17 protein-coding genes are annotated in these 19,648 nt (G+C 67.1%); 4 read left to right on the top strand and 13 right to left on the bottom strand.

The features are described from left to right. The first annotated feature begins 178 nt into the window (after positions 1 to 178). Genes ACI3L3_RS15770 through asnB form a run of 4 tightly spaced genes read left to right on the top strand, consistent with a single transcriptional unit; the run spans position 179 to position 5,275 of the window. A complete protein-coding gene (locus tag ACI3L3_RS15770) occupies positions 179 to 1,363 on the top strand; it encodes a glycosyltransferase (RefSeq protein WP_404846111.1) in 1,185 nt (394 codons plus the stop codon). Continuing rightward, a complete protein-coding gene (locus ACI3L3_RS15775) occupies positions 1,354 to 2,337 on the top strand; it encodes a D-glucuronyl C5-epimerase family protein (protein ID WP_404846112.1) in 984 nt (327 codons plus the stop codon). Before ACI3L3_RS15770 ends, ACI3L3_RS15775 begins: the two co-directional genes overlap by 10 nt. Continuing rightward, the gene (locus ACI3L3_RS15780) at positions 2,334 to 3,482 is read left to right on the top strand and encodes a radical SAM protein (RefSeq protein ID WP_404846113.1); all 1,149 of its coding nucleotides are present in this window, start codon (positions 2,334 to 2,336) and stop codon (positions 3,480 to 3,482) included. Before ACI3L3_RS15775 ends, ACI3L3_RS15780 begins: the two co-directional genes overlap by 4 nt. A gap of 2 nt (positions 3,483 to 3,484) precedes the next feature. After that, positions 3,485 to 5,275: an asparagine synthase (glutamine-hydrolyzing) gene (gene asnB, locus ACI3L3_RS15785; protein WP_404846114.1), complete on the top strand. Its 1,791-nt coding sequence runs from the start codon at positions 3,485 to 3,487 to the stop codon at positions 5,273 to 5,275. 1,701 nt (positions 5,276 to 6,976) lie between these two features. Here the strand turns inward: asnB and ACI3L3_RS15790 are convergent. The 13 genes from ACI3L3_RS15790 to ACI3L3_RS15850 all read right to left on the bottom strand — a co-directional run bounded on the left by ACI3L3_RS15790 (position 6,977) and on the right by ACI3L3_RS15850 (position 19,638). Next, positions 6,977 to 8,737: a hypothetical protein gene (locus tag ACI3L3_RS15790; RefSeq protein WP_404846115.1), complete on the bottom strand. Its 1,761-nt coding sequence runs from the start codon at positions 8,735 to 8,737 to the stop codon at positions 6,977 to 6,979. Between the two features lie 100 nt (positions 8,738 to 8,837). Next, a complete protein-coding gene (locus tag ACI3L3_RS15795; protein ID WP_404846116.1) occupies positions 8,838 to 9,596 on the bottom strand; it encodes a class I SAM-dependent methyltransferase in 759 nt (252 codons plus the stop codon). Further along, positions 9,593 to 10,771, bottom strand: coding sequence for a hypothetical protein (locus ACI3L3_RS15800; protein ID WP_404846117.1), 1,179 nt, complete (start codon positions 10,769 to 10,771; stop codon positions 9,593 to 9,595). Before ACI3L3_RS15800 ends, ACI3L3_RS15795 begins: the two co-directional genes overlap by 4 nt. Beyond that, the gene (locus ACI3L3_RS15805) at positions 10,758 to 11,705 is read right to left on the bottom strand and encodes a glycosyltransferase family 2 protein (RefSeq protein WP_404846118.1); all 948 of its coding nucleotides are present in this window, start codon (positions 11,703 to 11,705) and stop codon (positions 10,758 to 10,760) included. The genes ACI3L3_RS15800 and ACI3L3_RS15805 overlap by 14 nt, the downstream gene beginning before the upstream one ends. Next, complete coding sequence (locus ACI3L3_RS15810; RefSeq protein ID WP_404846119.1) at positions 11,702 to 12,346, bottom strand: NeuD/PglB/VioB family sugar acetyltransferase; 645 nt, start codon at positions 12,344 to 12,346, stop codon at positions 11,702 to 11,704. Before ACI3L3_RS15810 ends, ACI3L3_RS15805 begins: the two co-directional genes overlap by 4 nt. Beyond that, the gene (locus tag ACI3L3_RS15815; protein ID WP_404846120.1) at positions 12,336 to 13,574 is read right to left on the bottom strand and encodes a DegT/DnrJ/EryC1/StrS family aminotransferase; all 1,239 of its coding nucleotides are present in this window, start codon (positions 13,572 to 13,574) and stop codon (positions 12,336 to 12,338) included. Before ACI3L3_RS15815 ends, ACI3L3_RS15810 begins: the two co-directional genes overlap by 11 nt. Beyond that, positions 13,574 to 14,581, bottom strand: a complete 1,008-nt coding sequence (locus ACI3L3_RS15820) for an NAD-dependent epimerase/dehydratase family protein (protein WP_404846121.1) — start codon at positions 14,579 to 14,581, stop codon at positions 13,574 to 13,576. Before ACI3L3_RS15820 ends, ACI3L3_RS15815 begins: the two co-directional genes overlap by 1 nt. A 34-nt stretch (positions 14,582 to 14,615) precedes the next feature. After that, the gene (locus ACI3L3_RS15825; protein WP_404846122.1) at positions 14,616 to 15,725 is read right to left on the bottom strand and encodes a DegT/DnrJ/EryC1/StrS family aminotransferase; all 1,110 of its coding nucleotides are present in this window, start codon (positions 15,723 to 15,725) and stop codon (positions 14,616 to 14,618) included. Next, the gene (locus ACI3L3_RS15830) at positions 15,725 to 16,207 is read right to left on the bottom strand and encodes an acyltransferase (RefSeq protein ID WP_404846123.1); all 483 of its coding nucleotides are present in this window, start codon (positions 16,205 to 16,207) and stop codon (positions 15,725 to 15,727) included. Before ACI3L3_RS15830 ends, ACI3L3_RS15825 begins: the two co-directional genes overlap by 1 nt. Further along, positions 16,204 to 17,238 (bottom strand): Gfo/Idh/MocA family protein, encoded by a 1,035-nt coding sequence (locus ACI3L3_RS15835; protein WP_404846124.1) that lies wholly within the window; start codon positions 17,236 to 17,238, stop codon positions 16,204 to 16,206. Before ACI3L3_RS15835 ends, ACI3L3_RS15830 begins: the two co-directional genes overlap by 4 nt. Next, positions 17,235 to 18,194, bottom strand: a complete 960-nt coding sequence (locus tag ACI3L3_RS15840) for a glycosyltransferase family 2 protein (protein WP_404846125.1) — start codon at positions 18,192 to 18,194, stop codon at positions 17,235 to 17,237. The genes ACI3L3_RS15835 and ACI3L3_RS15840 overlap by 4 nt, the downstream gene beginning before the upstream one ends. Then, the gene (locus tag ACI3L3_RS15845; RefSeq protein ID WP_404846126.1) at positions 18,191 to 19,219 is read right to left on the bottom strand and encodes an NAD-dependent epimerase/dehydratase family protein; all 1,029 of its coding nucleotides are present in this window, start codon (positions 19,217 to 19,219) and stop codon (positions 18,191 to 18,193) included. The genes ACI3L3_RS15840 and ACI3L3_RS15845 overlap by 4 nt, the downstream gene beginning before the upstream one ends. Before the next feature lie 44 nt (positions 19,220 to 19,263). Further along, entirely contained in the window at positions 19,264 to 19,638 is a 375-nt protein-coding gene (locus tag ACI3L3_RS15850; RefSeq protein ID WP_404846127.1) for an EamA family transporter, read from the bottom strand. Positions 19,639 to 19,648 lie beyond the last annotated feature (10 nt).

A 19,648-nucleotide genomic window follows, 5' to 3' on the forward strand; every position in this document is an offset into this window, starting at 1 on the left:
ATCAGGTCAAGGCGCTCCGAAAAAACACACGCATTCCATACGCCATGGCGCAGGCACACCATACCCGCGGCAAGCTACCACCCATAACTCCATGCCGCGCAGCACACAATGCAGCATCTTTTGCGTCAAAATACCGCCCCGCTTGTCTCTTTTCCGCGTGGCATGCTAACATATGAGAATGCTCAAGAATCCCCCTTCACCCCGGGATGCGTCCCGCCCTATCGTCAGCATCACGCCCCTGTCGCTGGACCGCGACAGCAGGACGCTGAAACAGGCGCGCGCCGCCGCGCATTTGGGGTGCCCCAGTGTGGTGACGCAGGCCTGCCCCGCCCAGCGTGGCGTAGACGGGCTGACGCTGCGCGCCGCCGCGCCCTGCCGCGAGGGCGGGGGACTTCTGGGCATTCTGCGCCGCTACCTATGGCAACTGGGCATCGCCACCTACCGCGCCACGCCGGCTGGTGCGCGCCTCTACCATCTGCACGCCCCCTATCAATTCCCGGCGGTGTACCTGCGCGCGCGCAAAGCCCGCGCGCCCCTCGTCTACGACGTGCACGACGACTACACCCGCATGGAGTCCCACAGCGGCGGCGTCCTCCACAGGCGCCTCTTCGGCCCGGCCCTTGCGCGGCTGGAGCGGCTGTGCATCCGCAAGGCCGCGGCCGTGGTCACGGTGTGCGAAACCATCGCCGCGTCCTATGCCCGCCGATTCGGGACGGAGGTTCTTGTGGTGCGCAACAGCCACGACAGCCGCACCGACGTTTCCCCTTCGTTGGCCCTGCGGGAGGTCTGCGGCGTTACAGACGCGGACCCCCTTGCCGTGGTCATTGGGCAAGCCAAGGCAGGCCGCGCCACAGGCGCCCTGCTTCGCGCCTTCGCCACGCTGCCAGACAACGCACACCTCGCCTTTGTGGGGCGGGGGTATGAGAATTTGCGCGGCGCCATTGCCGACCTTGGCCTCACCGGGCGCGTGCACCTTGTGCCGCCGGTTGCGCCGTGGGAGGTGGTCCCCTTCATCGCCGGGGCCGATGTTTCGCTCATCCTCTACACACCTATCAACGACAACTACCGCGCGTCACTGCCCAACTCGCTGTTTCAAAGCTTTGCGGCAGGGCTGCCGCTCCTGTACCCGGACCTGCCGGAAATCCGCCGCCTTGCCGAACGCTACGACGCGGGCCTGTGCATTGACCCGCACGACGAGGCCGCCCTTGCCTCCGCACTTCAGACGGTCTTCACCAACACAGAGCGCGCCCAGCACTTTGCCCATGGCGCGGCGCGCGCCCATGAGGACATAGGCTGGCACAAGGAAGAGCGCCTGCTCTTGGACCTTTACACTCGCCTTTTGGCGGAGGACGCATGCTCTTAGGATTCAACGCCGCGTTCCGCCTTGAATACGACATGACAACCCGCCCCATGAGCGAGGGCTATCCCCTTACAGCCTCGGCCCTATGGGGCATCACCCCGGAGGGGAACGGACCGTGCTACCGCGTGGAGGAAGGCGTCCTCCAGCGCTTCTACCCCGGCCTAGGCTGGCAGGTGAACCCGGCCTATGTGGCGTGGTGGGGCCTGTGCAACCTCGACGGCGCAGCCGATGACCCGGCAAAGCGCGCCCGCGTCTGCGCCGCGGCGGATTGGCTGTGGCACAACGCTCACGACCACGGCGCCTTTTCCGCATGGCACTATACGTTTCCGTGGATCCACGGCGGGCACCAGCTCAGCGCGCCATGGGCCAGCGCCCTTGCGCAGGGCCTTGGCGCCAGCCTGCTTCTGCGGGTCGGACGCCTTGAGGAGCGCGAAGAATGGCGCGGCCTCGCCTTCCGTGTGCTGGAGGCCTTCCGCCACGACATCGGCTCCGGCGGTCTGCGCACATGGCTGGGCGGCGGGCCGTTTTATGAGGAGTATCCCACCTCGCCCCCGACGTATGTTCTGGATGGATTTTTGTTTGCGGCCATTGCCTGCGCGGACCTGAAGGCCGAAACGGGCGACGGCTCGCTGCTCTCCGGCGCGGTGGATACGCTGGAAAGCGCCCTCATCGTCTGGGACTGGAACGGCTGCTGGAGCCGCTACGGCGCGCACGGGCCGCTGTGCTCGCTGGAATACCACCACCTCAACATTGCCCTGCTCACGGCCCTTGCCGATGTGCGCCCAAGCCCGGTGCTGCGGCAAACCGTAACCCGGTGGACGCGCTTTCGCGCGTCCTGCCCCATGCGGATGCGCATCCTTGCCGCGTACTATGCGTCCAATGTCCGCTACACCCTTGGGCCGGGCGGCGGGCTGACGGCCTTTGCCGCGCGCAAAGCCCGCGAATGCACGGCCAAACCCCACGGAGACAGCGCATGAACACCCAGCAGATGCTGCGCCTTGCCCGCACGGCATGGAATGATCCGCCGCTGGCCTCGCGCGCGCTCAAAAGCCGCACCGCCAGCATGCGCTACCACGTGCCCGGCCTGCTCACCGCGCCGCCGCCTGCGGTGGTGTACGTGGCGGTGAACTCCCGGTGCAATCTGCGCTGCCGCATGTGCGACGTGGGCCTTGGCGAAGCCGCCACCCCGTTTCATGATAAGCTGGCCGGTCCCGGACGGGATATGACCGTGGATGAATTCCGCGCCCTTGTGGACTCCACGGCGGACTTTGCCCCGCTTGTTTCCATCACCTCCACGGAGCCGCTGCTGTGGCCGGGGCTGTGGGACGCTCTGGAGCACACCGCGCGGCGCGACATGCACGCCGCCCTCACCACCAACGGCGCGCTGCTGCCCCGCATGGGCCGCGACCTTGTGCGCGCTGGCCTGCGCAGCCTGAGCGTGTCCCTGGACGGCCCGCCCCGCATCCACAACGCCATGCGCGGGGTGCCCAATTCCTTCCAAAACGCCGTGGAAGGCCTTGCCGCCGTGCAGGAGGAAAAGGCCCGCCTCGGGCGCGCCATGCCTACCATCACCATCAATTGCACCATCACTCCGGAGAACCACGCCTCCATCGCACAGTTGATGCCCCTGCTGGCGGACATCGCCCCGGACCTTGTCATCTACTCGCACATGAATTTTGTCACCGAGGCGCTGTCCGCGGCGCACAACACGCTGTTTTCGCACATTGGGCCCAGCCGCCCCATGTGCGTTGCTGGCATGGACCCTGCGGCGGTGGACCCGGCCGTCCTTACGGAGCAGTTTCAGCGCATTCTTGCCGCGCCCATGGGAACGCCGTTCCTCATCACGCCGCATGTGGTGACGCGGGAGGACATCGCCGCCTATTACGGTGAACCGTTCACCCCCTTTGGGCACCGCACCTGCTATGTCCCATGGAAATACGCGCAGGTGCTGGCCGACGGACGCCTGACCGTGCTCACCCGCTGCTTTGACGTAAGCTTTGGCAATGTGTTTGAAACGCCGCTGCCCCGGCTGTGGAATGGGGACGCCATGCGCGCCTTCCGCGCCGCCCTCAAGGAGCACGGGCACTTTCCGGCCTGCATGCGCTGCTGTGGGATGTTTTAACCATGTGCGGCATTGCAGGACATCTGGGAACGCACCGCCCAACCGAAGCCACCCTGCGCGAGGCCCTCGCGTCCATTGCCCACCGCGGGCCGGACGCCGAGGGCACATGGTTCGGCGAAGACATTGCCCTTGGGCACCGCCGTCTTGCCGTCCTTGACCTGACGGACGCCGGACGCCAGCCCATGCGCCGGGGCGCCCTGACGCTCACCTTCAACGGCGAAATCTACAACTACATTGAACTGCGCGACGAACTACGCGCCCTTGGCTACCGCTTCCACTCCCGCACGGATACGGAGGTGCTCCTTACGGCCTACGCCCACTGGGGGGAGGCCTGCCTCACGCGCCTGAACGGCATGTTTGCCTTTGCCGTATGGGACGAGGAGCACCGCACCCTGTTTTGCGCACGCGACAGGCTGGGCATAAAGCCCTTCCTCTACGCCGCCACGGATACGGACTTCATCTTCGCCAGCGAGGCCAAAACCGTGCTGCGGCTCTTGGGCGCGCCCGTGCCGCCGGATACCTCGGAAATTGCGGCGTGGCTGACCAACGGCTATTCCCGCTCGGACCGCACATGGTTTCAAGGCATCCTCAAGCTGCCGCCCGCCCACTGCCTGACGGTACGCCTGACTGGCGGCCGCGTGCGCCAGCATCTTGCCCGCTGGTGGTCCCTGCCAGACGCCGCGGAGGCCCGCGTGGACCCGGCGGAAGTCCGCCGCCTGCTGGATGCCTCGGTCCGCCTGCGCCTGCGCAGTGACGTGCCTGTGGGCTTTCACCTCTCGGGGGGCATCGACTCCAGCTCCATCGTGGCCCTTGCCGCCCATGCGGGACATACGCCCGTGACGTTTTCCGGCTACTTTGAAAACGCACCGCGCTATGACGAGCGCCCCCACATCACCGAAATGCAGCGCGCCTACGGTCTGCGCCACTATCAAACGGTCATCTCGCCCGAGGGCTTCAAGCACGGCATCACGGAGATGCTGCGCCTTATGGACTACCCGGAGGCCGGCCCCGGCGCGTATAACCAATTCGTCCTCAACCGCCTGATGCGCGAGAAAGGCATTGTCGTCTCCATTGGTGGACAGGGCGGAGATGAACTCTTTGGCGGCTACTGGCACCACGTCACCGCGCACCTGCGCCATCTGCTGCGCGTACGCAGCCTTGGCCCCCTCGCGCGCGACCTTGCCCTGCTGCTGGCCAGCCCGGTCTTTTTGGGCGAGGCCCTGCGCGCCCTGCGCCGCCGCACTCTGCCCGGCGCGCCCAGCCTGCTGGCGGAGGACCTGCACATCCCCCGGCCCGACGCGCCCCCACGCCGCGCCACCATCGGCGAGCGCCTGCGCGATGACGTGCAGCACTACCTCCCCGCGCTCCTGCATGTGGAGGACCGCACCAGCATGGCGTGGTCCATTGAGTCGCGGGTGCCGTTTCTGGACCATACGTTGGTGGAGTATGTGTTTTCCTGCTCGGCCACCAGCCACATCCACGGCGCGCGGCTCAAGGCCAGCCTGCGCCGGGCCATGAAGGCCCTCGTGCCGCCGGCCATTTTGCACCGCAAGGACAAACGGGGCTTTAATGCCCCACTTGGGGAATGGTTTGCTGGGCCGCTGAAGGGATGGACCAGTCAGACGCTGCTTGGGGATGGGGCCCTTGCCCCGCAGACAATTCTGTCCCGGCCTGCTCTGGAGGAAATGCTGCGTCAACATGCCCTGCCGGATCGGGACCTGTCCGACGCGCTGTGGAAGGCCCTCGCCATTGAGACGTGGCTGAATATCTACCGTCCACGCCTGCTGCTGTAGCTGTGGCAGGGGACTGCGGCGCGACGGCCTCGTCCGGAATCTCTCCGCCCCGGTCATCCTTATCTGCATCATCTTCTTCTGGGGCATCCTCTTGCGGAAGCGCCGCATCGGGGAGAGCTTCCCCTGCGCCGTCCTCGTCCCGCACCTCAAAGACGCCCGCCCAAATATTCGCCGCGGCCTTGTACTTGGTCAGCCGGTAGCCCTTACGCTGCAGCAGTTCCACATACGCGCCATAGGTCGTGCCCACCGCCCCGCGCGAGGGAACAAGCAGCACCACCTGCTCCGGGTCTGTGGCGATATAGGCCGCCACCTCGGCGTCCGGTTCGTCCTCGCCATAGCGCGCGCCCCAGCCAAGGGGCAGACCCGTGCGCACAAGCTCCGGCGCACGTTGCATGAGCACCGGCTTTTGGAACGCGGCGTACAGCACCGGCCGAAAGCCCGACTTTTGCACCACACGCACCACGGAACGATTCGCATCCCGCGTGCGGGTCAGGCTCTCGTAATTCTGCTTGATGAGGTACAGCCCGGCCACGGCAACCAGCACGCACAGCGCTCCGGCCATGTGGCGCGACATATCCGGCTGCATGCGCTGCACAGGGGAAAACGTTGTCGCAAGGGCCAAAAACATGGGCAGCAGCATGGCGTCGGCGTAGCGCAGGTTGCCGTAGGGGAACTCCCCCACCAGCCCGCCACACGCGATGGCCGCGCCATACACCACAAGGTACAGCCACACAAAGCCCGCCCGGGGCGTCAGCCGCCCGCGCCGCCAGCGCGACAGGGCCACGGCAAAAGCCGCCCCCATACACGTGCCCGCCAATATCTTCAGCACAAACAGCCCGCCGCGCATGGTCATCACGCCGTCCACACTCTGGCGGAAGGCTTGGAGCACCATAATCAGCCCCCCATGCACCACAAAGCGCACCGCCCCAAGCACGCCGCCATCCCCAAAGCCTGAGGAGGCAAAAAAATACGCGCGCATATCCGGGCGGCTCTCGTACCCAAGGTTGGTAAAGGGAAAGGCCAACTGCACCGCGCCCACAGCCGCAGGCAAAACCAGCACCGGCCACATGCCGCCCACAAGAGCAAGGACGCCGCGCACGCTGCGGGTTCCGGCGTCGCGCCACAGGCGCATCAGCCCAGCGCAGGTCATGCCCACCGCAACGGGAACAACAATGGTCAGGTTGCAAAAGATGCCGAGCAGCGCAAAGACAGCGCCGTGCCCCACCCTTTCCGCGCGGGAGAAGCCGCGCTCGGAGAGGCGCAGAAAGACAAAGAACAGCCAGCACCCCACCCCAAAACTGACGCCGTAGGTGATGACGGGAAACCGCGCCAAATGCAGGGCGTGGGTGGCAAAGGCCATAATGCCAAGAACCACGGCGTGCAGTTCAAAGCGCCCCGGCCACGCTCTGGCAAGGCCAAGCCGCACGCCAAGCAGCGTCACCACGGCCACCACCAAAGCCGGGAGCACGTAGCACCACAGCTCACCGCCAATCAGGCGGTGCACCACCCAGTAGTACAGACGGGCCGTCATAATGTACGCGCCGCCGCTGGCGTACTCCGCAAACGGGCCATCCACGCCGCGCATGAGGGCGTAGGCGTCGTAGCTGAACATATCCGCATGCAACTGCACCAGCCGCGCCCCAACCCCAACGCCAAGGATGGCCGCCACAGCCCACGGCCACAGGCCGCCCGGCGCGCGCACTACGGCCCCCCGTACCCGCGCGGCGACACCCGCACGGCAAACACATAGAGCGGCGTACTGGGCGCATGGCTGTAGCTGTAGCGCACGCCGCGAAGCTCCGGCTCAATGGCCGCCGTGGTAAACACCAGCCGCGCGTCCACACGCGCGCGCTCGCCAAGGCGCGTCACCCGTCCGCGCTCCACACCGTCAAGGAGCGCACGCTCCAATCCGGGCAGGCCCACCGGTTCCAGCCACGATGTGGTCCCGGCTTCACTGACCACCACATGCCGCACCCCATACCGGAACCGGAACACGCCAAGCACGTCCTCCTCATGCTCCGGGGGCACGGCGTCCCACAGATACATCATCCGCCGCCCGTCGCCGTCGAACAGCGCCAGCATGGGATCAAACACCAGCACGTTGCCGATGTCCTCACGGCTGAGCATCCCTTCAAGGGATTCCAGATGCTGACGGCGCACCGCGTTCTGGCGGAGGTTCTCCGCGTCCCACGGTGCCGGGGTCGTCATACCGCGAAAGCCATCCATCAGCCCAGAGGTCCCCAGATACTGTCCACGGTAGCCAATGTCGCTGGCGGAATGCACCACGCTGAGCATGGCAAGGGCCGCGCAGGCCAACGCAAAGCGCACCAAGCCCGGCGCGCCGCTGCGCAAAAGCGCCATAAACAGCGGCGGCACAACGGCGGTGAGGAGCATGGTCTCGTAGGTGAAGCGCGGATGCGGCAGGGCGTGGGCCGCAGCGGCCACGGCAAGGGGCCACAGCAGGCACAAAAGAACGGTTTCCGCGCGCCAGACGGTGGACGCCTTGGCGTCGCGCGGGGTGATGCGCAGGCCAAGGAGCATTATGGCGCAGACCATGCTTGTCGCCATCATATCCGCGGCCTTGCCCTGCCAGCTACTGCGCAGGTAGGCAAACGGACCCTTGGTGACCATATCCTGCAGCCGCGCCCACAGGTCCGCCACCAGCGCGCCAACACTCAGGCGTCCCGCGCCCTGCGTGGCGTCGAGATGCATCAGCCCCCTCGCCACCGCCCAAAAGAGCACGGCGCACACACCAGCCATGGCCGCGCAGGCAAACAGCAGTTGCCACCACTGGCGCACGTTGTGCCGCGCCAGCCACAACACCAGCAGGCACCCAAAGCCCGCCATGCCAAAGAGAAAAGGAATCTGATTCACATACAGCCCGGCAAGGGCCACACCGCCCGCCACAGCCACCCGCACCGCGCTACCGTCCGCCACACTCAGCCCGGCGCACAAAATGAACAGGCTCATCCAGAACAGCCCCGCCGCGTCATAGCGCGCCGCTGACCCCACATAGCAAAACGAGCGCAACATCACGAACATATACAGGCACGTCAGCACGCCCACGGCAAGGACGCCCCAATCCATGGGCCGCACCCGGCGCGGCATGGCCACCACCAGCGCGCACAGGCACAGGGCAAGGGACGCCGCGTTCAGGCCACGGGAAATGATGCGGGCGCGGGGGATGCGCTCAAGGGGCGGGGTATGCTCCATGACCAGCCCGTACAGATACTGCGTTATGGGCATCAGCACCGCCACGGGCAACAGGCGCGGCTCGCCGTCGGCGCGGTAGCCGTAGCTGGGGTGCCCGCGCTCGTAGCCCATGCGGGCCATGGTCATGGACATGGTCTCGTCGCCGGTGTTGGGGGTATCCACAGTGGGGACGTAGGCATAGAGCAGCGTCACCGCCACGGCCACGGCGCACAGCGCCGCGCAAAGCACCCGCTGCGTCCCGCGCGTCATGACCACCTCCCAAGAGAGCGAGCGCCCCTCAACCACGGAGCGCCAAAAGGCCGGGAACCCGCGCCACATATGGGCGCATAACCAATTCCTGCACGCCGCATCATCGCCGTTTCTCCCCATGGCAACACAGGGTCAGACCAACGGGAACCCGCCAGCCACGCCGCACCACCTGCCGCTCCGCCGCCATAGCGGCGGAAAACACCCACTCCACAACGCGTGGTGGATGCGCAATCTCCGCCGTGGTTGCGCCCCCGCCGCCACCGCCCCGCAGGCGCTCCCACGCGGCAAGCAGCATCGCCGGGGGCAGGCCAAGGGCGTTGAAACAGGTTCCCTGTACACCAACAAACCCCGCGTGGCGCATCATGGCCTCCACCCCGCCGGGAGAGAACCGCCGCGCGCCAAGGCCCGCCGCATCATGTCCGCGCATCAGCCATGAGTACGCCGGTTCCGTGAGCAGCAGCAGACCGCCGGGACGCAGCACCTCGTGCACCTGCTCCAGCACATCCTGCGGCGAGGGCACCCACTGGTGGTAGAGCACATTAAACAGCGTCACCACGTCAAAGCTCTCGGCCCGAAAGAGCCGGGACAGATGCAGGGCGTCTCCGCACACCAACGCGGCGCGTGGGTGCTTGGCGCGGGCGTGGGTCAGGGCGTAGCGGGACCGGTCCAACCCCACCACAGCGTCACAAAAATCCGCCAGCAAGGGGAGATGGCCGCCGGTGCCGCAGCCAATATCCAGCGCCAACGTGCCGCCAGCCTTGCAGCTCCGCAGCACATCGCTCACCAGAGCGCGGCGGGCGGTGAACCACCAGTGCGTGTCCTCCACTTCCGCAAGCTGGTCGTAGAGCGGCGTTCTCATGCGTCCTGCTCCTGGGGGAGAAGCTCACCGGGCAGGCGCGCCGTCCAGCCCGCGGCGGACAGCCGCGACAACAGTTCCGCATAGGCCGCGCGCACCTCTGCCCGCCCGCTGTAGTGCGGGTCCGGGTGCGTATTCACCACCACATGCCCACCAAGGCGGCCAAGGGCCTCCACCTTGGGCCACCACCACGCGGCAAGGGCGGCGGGCCGCACGCCCCCGTGTACAAGAGGCGCCTCAAAGGGCAGCGTACACGGCAGTTCCATCAGTCCGCCGCGCAGGGCGTAGGGGCGCACCTCGCCCACGCCGCCGCTCCCGCCGGGGCAGATGAAGTCGTTGTCCAGACAGGTCATGTCGTAGTCGAAAAATTCCCCCAGCACGTCAAACATGGCGTGCGTGCGGTACCAGCCCGGACCACGGTAGCCGCGCACCCCGTGGCGCCGCCGAAACTTCTCGTGCTCCAGCAGGGCATCGCGCAGCGCTTCGCGCGGCAGAAAGGCCTCGCCCATGTTGTGGGTCAGGCCGTGCTGGCCAATCTCGTGCCCGGCGGCGCGCAGGCGCTCCAGCATAATGTGGTCCACATCGTACTCGCCGGGGACCACGTTCCATATGGAATGCCACCCGTGCTCCTCCTCCACGGCGGCAAGCTCTTGCGCGGCGGCGACGCCCTGCGCCGTGTCGCAGTCATGGGTCAGCACCACCACGGACGGGGCGCCCGGCGCGCCGCGCACAACGCGTAAAAGCAGGGCGCAGCCGGGATTCAACGGCGTTGCCGGATGCGCACTGCCCGCAGCCCTGCCGCGCACCGTCAGTATCGCCCCGGCGAGGGCGCTGCGCAGTGGCCCCGGCACGCGGTGGTAGTGGAACGGCAGCCGTGCGGCCAATGGACACGTATGCTCCGGGCGGTAGCGCTCCTCACGTATGACGCGCTCCCACCGCTCAAACTTGAAGCCGCAGACCACCTCCCCGTCCTGCATCCACACCAGCGGCGCGTCCCCATGGGGAAAGCGCCCCCACACCAGAACGTCCCGCTCGCCATCCGGATGCAGGTCCGTCCGCATAAGGGACGCGGTAAAGGGCACTGTGGCGCGCAGCCCCTGCGGCCACAGCTGCTGGACGTCCCCGGCCGTGCCGGGCCGCAGTTCCACTGCCGTAAAGATGTCCCTAGGTGCCGCCATGCTCCACCTCCCCCCGGCTGTCGCGCTCTATGAACCAATTGGGCCGCGCACGGGCTTCGTCGAGGTTGCGCCACAAATATTCCCCAAAGACGCCCAGCATAAACAACTGCGCCCCGCCAAGCACCAGCACCGCCACCATCAGCGAGGCCCAGCCCTCCACATGCACATCATGCCCCAAAACCAGCCACACAATCCACAGCGCATACGCCAGCCCCGCAAAGGACGACGCCAGTCCCAGCCACGTCGCCACCTTGAGGGGCACGCCCGAGAAGGCGATGAACCAGTCCTTGGCAAGTTGCCAGCGCGCCCGCACGCTCCACTTGGAATGCCCGCGCGTGCGCGGACGGCGCGTATACTCCACAGCGCTCTGGCGAAAGCCCATCCATGCGATAAGGCCGAACAACGACGTATTGCGCTCGTGGCAGGTGCGCACCGCATCCACCACCGCGCGGTCCAGCAGGTAAAAATCCGCGCGCGACAGATCAATGCCGTCCCGCCGCCCGGTCGCGAGTCGAAGAAGCAGATAAAACAGCCGCGCGCTCAGGCCATGCAAAACGCCGTCATCACGGCGCTGGCGCAGGCCCCAAATCACCTGCGCGCCGCCGCGCCACTGCTGCGCCATGGCCGCAAGGGCCTCGGGGTCGTCCTGCCCGTCTGCGGCCATGCACACCACGGCGTCGCCCCGGGCATGCCACAGTCCGGCGCGCAGGGCCGTGTGGCTCCCGGACCGCCGCGACAGCCGAATGCTCCGCACCCGCGCGTCCCCAAGGGCCATTACGGCCTCAAAGGTGCCGTCCGTGGAATGGTCATCCACCACCAGCACCTCCACCTCGCCGCCGTCAGCCGCGCGGGTCAGGCAATCCAGCACCGCCGGGATGGTGGCGGGGATGTTCTGCGCCTCGTTATAGGCTGGGATAACGGCGGACAGCATCATGACGCGCCCCCATGCACGGGCCGCGCGGGCACGCCCGCCCACACTTCGCCGGGCGGCACGGCATCAAGGACCACCGCGCCCATGCCCACAAGGGCGCCCGCACCGATACGCGCGCCCTCGCGCAGGCGCGCCCCGGCGCCGACATAGGCCCCGCGCTCCACCACGGCGCCCCCGGCCACCATGGCGCCGGCGGCAATGATGGCATAGTCCGCTATCACGGCGTCATGCGACACCACTGCCCCGGCCATAATGAGCACATGGGAACCAACACGCGCCCCCGCGCCCACAAACGCGCCGGGCATAATAAGCACATTCACGCCAAGGGCCACGTCCCCGGCCACGCTGGCGTGGCAGTGGACCACCGTGGCGTAGCGCGCGGGCGGCAGGGCCAGCCCCTCCAGCACCGTCTGCCTGCACGCGTAGGTTGCCGGGGAGCCGGGCACAGCCAAAACCTGCGCCGAGGGCATACGCCCCAGCCATTCCCGCCCGCCAAGGACCGGCACGCCGCAGCATGTGGCCTCGTAGGTACCGGGGTCGTCATCCACAAAGCCCACAGGGCGCAGCGCGCCCCCGCGGGGCAGGCAGCACAGCGCCTCGCGCGCGTTACCGCCAAAGGGGAAAAGCAGCAGCTCAGTGCCCACGGCGTACCTCGCGCACCACGGCGTCCACCTGCTCGTCAGTCATGGTGTTAAAGATGGGCAGCAGCACCACGTGGGCGCGTGCGGCCTCGGACTGCGGCAAAGCGAGCGCCGTGCGGTACGGGGCCTCGGTGTGGGCGTTCATGACGCCCGGACGCGTGGCAATGCCCGCATCAAGCAGGCGCTGCATAAGCGCGTGCTGCCCTTCCGGCGCACCCGGCGCCAGCCGCACGGGATAGCTCATGGCGTTCCACCGCCCCCATGGTGGGTCCTGCGGCAGGGTGAGCCACGGCAGGCCGGAAAGCCCGTCGGCGTAGCGGGCCATAATGCGCCGCCGTTCTGCCACCATGGCCTTCAGCTTACCCAACTGGACAATGCCCATGGCCGCCTGCACATCAGTCATACGGTAGTTGTAGCCCGTGAGGACGTATTCCTCGATGGTCACCTTGCGCGCGCTGTGCCGCACCGCGTCGGACACGCTCATGCCGTGCTGGCGGTACAGGCGATAGGCGCTGTCGCTCCCCGCGTCGGCGGTGGTAATCATGCCGCCGTCGCCCGTGGTGAGAATCTTGCGCGGATGAAAGGAAAAACACGCCGCCGCGCCGTGGGGGCGGCCCACCGGTGCAAAGGTTTTGCCGCCATCGCACGAGAGTTCACTGCCCGCCGCGCAGGCCGCATCCTCCACCACAGGCAGGCCGTAGCGGGCGGCAATGTCCAGAATGCGCGCCATATCGCAGGGCATGCCCAGTTGATGCACGGGCATGATGGCCGCCACCCGCCCGGTCTGCTCCGGCGGCAGCAGGGCGAGGGGACTTTCAGCAGGCAGGCCGCCGCGCTCGGAAAACGCGTGATACACCGCGCCGCCATAGTGCGCGCAGTCCTCGTCCAAAAAGCGCTCCAGCGCGTCCGGGTCCATGTTGAAGGTGACGGGGTCCACATCCACAAAGGCCGGCTCCGCCCCGCAATGGCGCACGGCGTTTGCCGTGGCGATAAAACTGTGGCTCACCGTAACCACCACATCGCCATGGGCCACGCCCACGGCCTTGAGGGCCATATGCAGGCCCGTGGTGCAACTGGACACCGCGCAGGCATGGCGCGCCCCGCACCACGCGGCAAACGCGCCCTCAAACTCCGCCACACGCGGGCCTTGCGTCACCCATCCGGACAGGATGGCCTCGCGCGCGGCGGCGGCTTCCTCTTCACCCAGCCATGGCTTTGCTACGGGTATCATCACCACTGCTCCCAGTTCTGTTCCGGTGCCTCGCAGGCCAGTTGGTCCGCGCCTTCAGGCCGTCCACGAAACCACTCCACCGTGCGCAGAAGCCCCTCGCCAAGGCCAACCTCCGGCGTCCAGCCCGTCAGGTCCGTAAAGCGCGACGGGTCCGCCAGCAGGCGGAGCACGTCGCCGGGGCGGGCCTGCGTGTGGAGAGGCCTCGCGGCTTCGCCCCCTACCGTCTCCACCACCCGGCGACACAGGTCCGCGATGGAAATCTCGCGCCCACTGCCCACGTTAAAGGTGCCGCCGATGCAGTCCTCGCAGGCGGCGGCCATCTCCAGAGCGCGGGCGGTATCCGTCACAAAGGTAAAATCGCGCGTCTGCGCACCGTCGCCGTGGATGGTCACGTCCAGCCCAGCCAAGGCGCGCACGATGGACTTGGGGATAACCTCCCCGGCGTCGCCCCCATGGTGCGAGCGCGGGCCGTAGGTATTAAAGGGCCGCACAATGACCACGGGCATGCCGTAGGCGCGGTGGTAGGCGCGGGCGTAGGCCTCCCCGGCCAGCTTGGACGCTCCGTACACCGTGTGCGGACGCGGGGGATGATCCTCGTCCATGGGCGCGGTTCGCGCCGAGCCATACACCTCGGACGAAGAGCAGTAGAGAAACCGTCCGCAGCCCTCTCGCCGCGCCGCCTCTAGGAGCAACAGCGAGCCTTCGGCGTTGACGCGGTGATTGCGGTGCGGATGCGCCAACGAGTGCCGCACCCCAAGGCAGGCCAGGTGAAAGACCACGTCCGCGCCGTCCACGGCGCGGCGCACGTCAAAGGGGTCGGCCACACTGCCGTGGAGCACCTCCAGCCCGCCACGCGGCGTGGGCAAGGCAAGGTTCTCCCAGAGTCCATTGGAAAAATCGTCCAGCACGCGGACCTTGGCCCCGCACTCCAGCAGGCGGTCCACAAGGTGGGATCCTATAAACCCCGCTCCGCCCGTGACCAGACAGGTCTTACCGTCACATTCCATTGCTCCGCTCCCGGAATGAGCGCGCTATCCGGCGTCATCCCTTGGTCATCACACGGCGAAGGACCGTGGCCACATGGCGCACGCGCTCCTCGCCGAGTTCCGGATACAGCGGCAAAGACAGGGCGTGGTCCGCCACATGCTCCGCCACGGGAAAATCTCCACGCATATGGTCCAAAAACGCATAGGGCGCCAGAAGGTGCAGGGGCACCGGATAGTGTACGGCAGTGCCGATGCCCTCGCGCCGCAGGGCTTCGGCCACGGCGCCGCGCTGCTCGACAAGGACGCAGTACAGGTGCCACGCGCTCTCGCGGTCGGGCAACACCTCGGGCACTTGAAGTCCGGGCACTCCCGCTAGCAATGCACTGTACAGCGCGGCATACTCCGCCCGGCGCGCGTTGGCCCCGGCAAGGCCCGGCAGCTTCACCCGCAAGGCCGCGGCCTGCATGGCGTCGCACCGGCCGTTGTAGCCCTCCACGACGTGCAGGTGCTTTTTCATCTGCCCATGGTCGCGCAGGGCGCGCACGGTTGCGGCCAGTTCCCTGTCGTCCGTCACCACGGCCCCGGCCTCGCCGCAGGCGCCAAGGTTCTTGCCGGGGTAGAAGGAAAAGGCTCCGGCGTGGCCGATGGTCCCGGCCATGCGCCCCTCAAAGCGCGCAAGGTGCGCCTGCGCGGCGTCCTCCACCACGGGGATGCCCCGGCGCTCCGCCACATCCAGTATGCCGCGCATATCCGCGGGCTGGCCGTACAGGTGCACGGGCAAAATACAGCGCGTCCGCGGCGTGATGGCCGCCTCCAGATGCTCGGGGTTCATGTTGCGGGTCACGGGGTGCACGTCCACAAACACCGGGCGCGCCCCGGCCTGCGTAATGGCCTCCGCCGTGGCGATAAACGTCATGGGCGTTGTGACCACATCATCGCCGGGCATGATGCCCATGCCCAGCAGGATAAAGCGCAGGGCGTCAGTGCCGCTGCCCACGGCCACACAGTGCCGCGCGCCGCACTGCGCGGCGAATTCGCGCTCAAAGGCGTCCACCTCCTCGCCGCCCACAAAGCGCCCCGCATCCACAAGGCGCGCCCACGCGGCAAGGATGTCGTTGCGCACGCCCTTGTGCGCGGCGGCAAGGTCCAGAAACGGCACCTGCATCAGCCCTCCTCCACATCCTTCAGATACCGGGCGGGATTGCCCGCCCAGACCTCGCCGGAGGGCACATCGCGCGTCACCACGGCTCCCGCACCCACAACGGCCCCGCGCCCAATGCGCACCCCGCACAGGATAACGGCCCCGGAGCCAATGGCGGCGCGGTCCTCCACCGTGGTGGGAACCACGGTCCAGTCCGCGTCATCAAGAAGCGCGCCGTCCGGGCCAACGGCGCGGGGGTAGCGGTCGTTCACAAAGCTGACGTTGTGCCCCACAAACACCCCGCTTCCGATGCTGACGCCCTCACAAATAAAGGTGTGGCTGGAAATTTTACACCGCGCGCCAACCTCGACGCCGCGCTGAATCTCCACAAAGGTGCCTATGCGCGTGCCGTCGCCAATGCGGCAGCCGTACAGGTTCACAAAGTCGCGCACCACAACGTCCCGCCCAAGGATGACGTCCGGCGCGATGCGGCTGGAGTGGCTCATGCGCCCTCCCCGGCAACGGGCACCCGCGCCCCGCCACGCGCCACAGACTGCTGGGCGGCCTCCAGAATGCGCAGCATGCGCGCGCCGCTTGCGCCGTCGGTGAGGGGGGCGCGCTTCTCGGCCACGGCGGCGGCAAACTCGGCCACCACCCCGGCAAGGGCCTCGCCATGGGGCACATGGGGCGAGGTGACGCCGCCCGTGCGGTAGGACACAAGGGCGGTATCACGCGCGGCGCGGTCCGGGCGGGGCTGAATGGTGACGCCCTTGTCGTAGACCTTCAGGCGCTCTGCGGGGTCGAGGTCGTTCCATACCAGCATGCGTTCACTGCCGCCGATGATGGTCTTGCGGATTTTTACGGGGGACAGCCAGTTCAGATGCAGGTGGGCCAGAAAGCCGTTGTCGAAATCAAGGGCCACGTAGGCCATGTTTTCCTGCTCCCACCCGGCGTGGCGTGCGGCCTGCACGCTGACGGCCACGGGCTGGCGTCCGGTGAGGTATTCGAGGATGGACAGGTCGTGCGGGGCAAGGTCCCAGATGACGTTGACGTCGCGCTGGAAGAGACCAAGGTTGATGCGCACGGAGTCGAAATAGAGCACGTCGCCAAGGCTGCCCGCGTCGATGATGTCCTTCATCACGCGGACCACCGGGGCGTAGCAAAAGACATGGTCGCACATCAGGCGCAGGGAGCGCTCACGGGCAAGGGCCACAAGGTCCTCGGCCTGCGCCACCGTTGCGGCCATGGGCTTTTCCACCAGCACATGCCGCCCGGCCAACAGGCATTCACGGGCAAGGGCGTGGTGCGTGGCAACGGGCGTAGCAATGGCAACGGCCGTGACCTGCTCATCCGCCAGCACCTCGGCAAGCTCCGTACACGCCTGCACGCCGGGGTACGGGGCCAGCACCTCAGCAAGGCGCGCGGCGTCCACATCGCAGGCCCGCACAAGCCGCGTCTGCGGGCAGGCCACAATATTGCGCACAAGGTTCGGCCCCCAGTAGCCGCACCCCACCACCGCCATGCCAAGGGCGCTCATACGCCGCCCTCCCCGGACTCCAGGCCGATGGTCTCGCCCACCACATACAGCGGGCGGCGCTTCACCTCGTCAAAGGTCTTGCCGAGGTACAGGCCCAAGAGGCCCATGTTGATAAAAAGCAGCCCCCCAATGAAGTAGAGGGACACCATGACACTGGTCCAGCCCGGCACCGGGTAGGCCCACAAATACTTGCGCGCCATAAGAAACGCCCCGTAGCCAAAGGCAAACAGCGCCAGCACAATGCCAAGGCCAAAGGACACCGTCGCCAGCCTGCCGGACTGGGAGACGATAATGTCCACCGCCAGCGAAAACATGCGCGCAAAGCCGTAGGCCGAACGCCCGGCAAAGCGCTGCTCGTGCTCCACATCCACGGCCGAGGACGCAAAGCCAAGGGTGCGCACCAGCACATGAAACGCCCGGCTGCGCTCGCGCAGGCCGCGAAACGCCTCCACCACCTGCCTATGAAAAATGCCAAAGTTGGCGGTGCTGGGGTCAATGTCCACGCCGGACAGCACCCGCAGCGCCGCGTAGAACAGGCGCGAGCCCGCACGCTTGAGGGCCGAATCGCGCCGCGCCCTGCGCCGGGCAAACACGGCCTGATACCCCTCCTGCGCCCGCTCAAGCAGCGCCGGGATGGCCTCGGGCCGGTCCTGCAGGTCGCAGTCCATGACCACCACCCACTCCCCGCCCGCGCGGTCCAGCCCGGCGGTGATGGCATAATGCTGACCGAAATTGCGTGACAGCCGCACCCCGCGCACCCGCAAGTCGCGAGCGTGCAGGGCGGCTATCGCCTCCCACGAGCCATCCACACTGCCGTCGTCCACCATGATGCACTCAAAGTCCGCATCAAGGGGCGTCACCGTGGCGGCAATGCGCCGGTGCAGCTCCTCCAGACACCCCCGGGAATTGTACACTGGGGTCACGATACTGATGGTGGGCGCGCGGCGCGTCGTCATGCCAGAAGCCTCCCGTCAAGGACCACACTCTTCAGCACGCGCTGCGCCTCCAGCAGGTAGGCGTACCACTTGACGGTGACGGTGCGCAGGCCGGTATCTACGCGCCCCAGCTTGATGGCCTCGTAGATTTCGCGCACGGCCTCCGGCGGCGTATGGCGGGCGGTAAAGCCCAGCTCGTTATGGATGCGGGCAAAGGAGACGTTGTAGTCCCGGCGGTCCGGGTCCGAAGGGGTCAACTCAATGGTGATGGGAAAGGGCATGTTCTCGCGCACCATGTAGGCCACGGTGCGGATGCGGTAGTTCTGCTCGTCGCTGCCCACGTTAAAGATGCGCCCGGACACGGCGCTCTGCTCCGCAAAGGCCGCCAGCACAAAGGCGTCCACGGCGTCGCGCACGTGCACAAGGGGCCGCCACTGCACGCCGCCGCCAAGGATGTTGATCACCCCGCGCTCCACGGCGTGCAAGGTCATAATGTTGATGACAAGGTCAAAGCGCATGCGCTTGGACAGGCCATAGACCGTGGCCTGCCGCAGCACCGTCACCGCAAAGCCGGAGGAATTCAGTTCCAGCGCGGCGCGCTCCGCCGCAAGGTTGGCGCGGGCATACTCGGACACCGGGCGCGTTGGCGAGTCCTCGGTCAGCACGCCCTCGCCCGTGCCGTACACACTGCACGAACTGGCTAAAATATACCGTGCCACCCCGGCGCGGCGGGCCATCTCCGCCACATGGGCGCGGCCGCGGTGGTTGATGTCCTGGGTGAGCATGGGGTCAAGGTCGCCCGCCGGGTCATTGGACAGGGCGGCAAGGTCGCACACCACGTCCACGCCGTGAAACTGCTCCTCGCGGCAGCTGCGCACATCGCCCCGCACAAGGGTGAAGCGCGGATGCGCCATTGTCTCGCCCAGAAGCTCCGTCCCAAAGAAGTACCGGTCCATGCCAATGACGCTGTGCCCCTCGTCCAGCAAGCGGTCCACAAGGAGCGTACCGATATAACCTCCGGAACCCGTGACCAAAACAGTCGCCATGCATTCTCCCGCTGGCCGGGCCGCAGCCCGGATTATCTCGCCCCTCAGCCAGAACCCAGCCCACGGCTGGACACCACAATGCCAAGAACGATGAGCGCCACTCCCACCACCTTGTACACATTGACGGACTCGCCAAGCACCACGCCCGACAACGCCAGCACAAAGACAAAGGAGAGGCTCATAAACGGATACGCAAAGCTGAGATCAAAGCGCGTCAGCGCCGCCAGCCAAAACAGCGCGCCCACAAAGGCCGCAAACAGCCCGGAAAAGACCCATGGGTCCAGCACAAGGCGCAGCAGAAACAGCGCGTTGTCCACGCCCCCGCCGGGCAAGCCCCCCGTGCGCGAGACGCCCCACTTGATGGCCAACTGGCCGTAGACCGTGGTCACCACGGTGCCAAGGATGAACAAGTACCCCATGGATTCCTCG

Source organism: Desulfobaculum sp. SPO524 (assembly GCF_044987625.1).
In the GTDB taxonomy this organism is placed as follows: domain Bacteria; phylum Desulfobacterota; class Desulfovibrionia; order Desulfovibrionales; family Desulfovibrionaceae; genus Desulfobaculum.

Coding starts and splice junctions, on each gene's coding strand:
- ACI3L3_RS15770 (WP_404846111.1), top strand. CDS start 179: ATGCTCAAGAATCCCCCTTCACCCCGGGATGCGTCCCGCCCTATCGTC.
- ACI3L3_RS15775 (WP_404846112.1), top strand. CDS start 1,354: ATGCTCTTAGGATTCAACGCCGCGTTCCGCCTTGAATACGACATGACA.
- ACI3L3_RS15780 (WP_404846113.1), top strand. CDS start 2,334: ATGAACACCCAGCAGATGCTGCGCCTTGCCCGCACGGCATGGAATGAT.
- asnB (WP_404846114.1), top strand. CDS start 3,485: ATGTGCGGCATTGCAGGACATCTGGGAACGCACCGCCCAACCGAAGCC.
- ACI3L3_RS15790 (WP_404846115.1), bottom strand. CDS start 8,737: ATGACGCGCGGGACGCAGCGGGTGCTTTGCGCGGCGCTGTGCGCCGTG.
- ACI3L3_RS15795 (WP_404846116.1), bottom strand. CDS start 9,596: ATGAGAACGCCGCTCTACGACCAGCTTGCGGAAGTGGAGGACACGCAC.
- ACI3L3_RS15800 (WP_404846117.1), bottom strand. CDS start 10,771: ATGGCGGCACCTAGGGACATCTTTACGGCAGTGGAACTGCGGCCCGGC.
- ACI3L3_RS15805 (WP_404846118.1), bottom strand. CDS start 11,705: ATGATGCTGTCCGCCGTTATCCCAGCCTATAACGAGGCGCAGAACATC.
- ACI3L3_RS15815 (WP_404846120.1), bottom strand. CDS start 13,574: ATGATACCCGTAGCAAAGCCATGGCTGGGTGAAGAGGAAGCCGCCGCC.
- ACI3L3_RS15820 (WP_404846121.1), bottom strand. CDS start 14,581: ATGGAATGTGACGGTAAGACCTGTCTGGTCACGGGCGGAGCGGGGTTT.
- ACI3L3_RS15825 (WP_404846122.1), bottom strand. CDS start 15,725: ATGCAGGTGCCGTTTCTGGACCTTGCCGCCGCGCACAAGGGCGTGCGC.
- ACI3L3_RS15830 (WP_404846123.1), bottom strand. CDS start 16,207: ATGAGCCACTCCAGCCGCATCGCGCCGGACGTCATCCTTGGGCGGGAC.
- ACI3L3_RS15835 (WP_404846124.1), bottom strand. CDS start 17,238: ATGAGCGCCCTTGGCATGGCGGTGGTGGGGTGCGGCTACTGGGGGCCG.
- ACI3L3_RS15840 (WP_404846125.1), bottom strand. CDS start 18,194: ATGACGACGCGCCGCGCGCCCACCATCAGTATCGTGACCCCAGTGTAC.
- ACI3L3_RS15845 (WP_404846126.1), bottom strand. CDS start 19,219: ATGGCGACTGTTTTGGTCACGGGTTCCGGAGGTTATATCGGTACGCTC.
- ACI3L3_RS15850 (WP_404846127.1), bottom strand. CDS start 19,638: ATGGGGTACTTGTTCATCCTTGGCACCGTGGTGACCACGGTCTACGGC.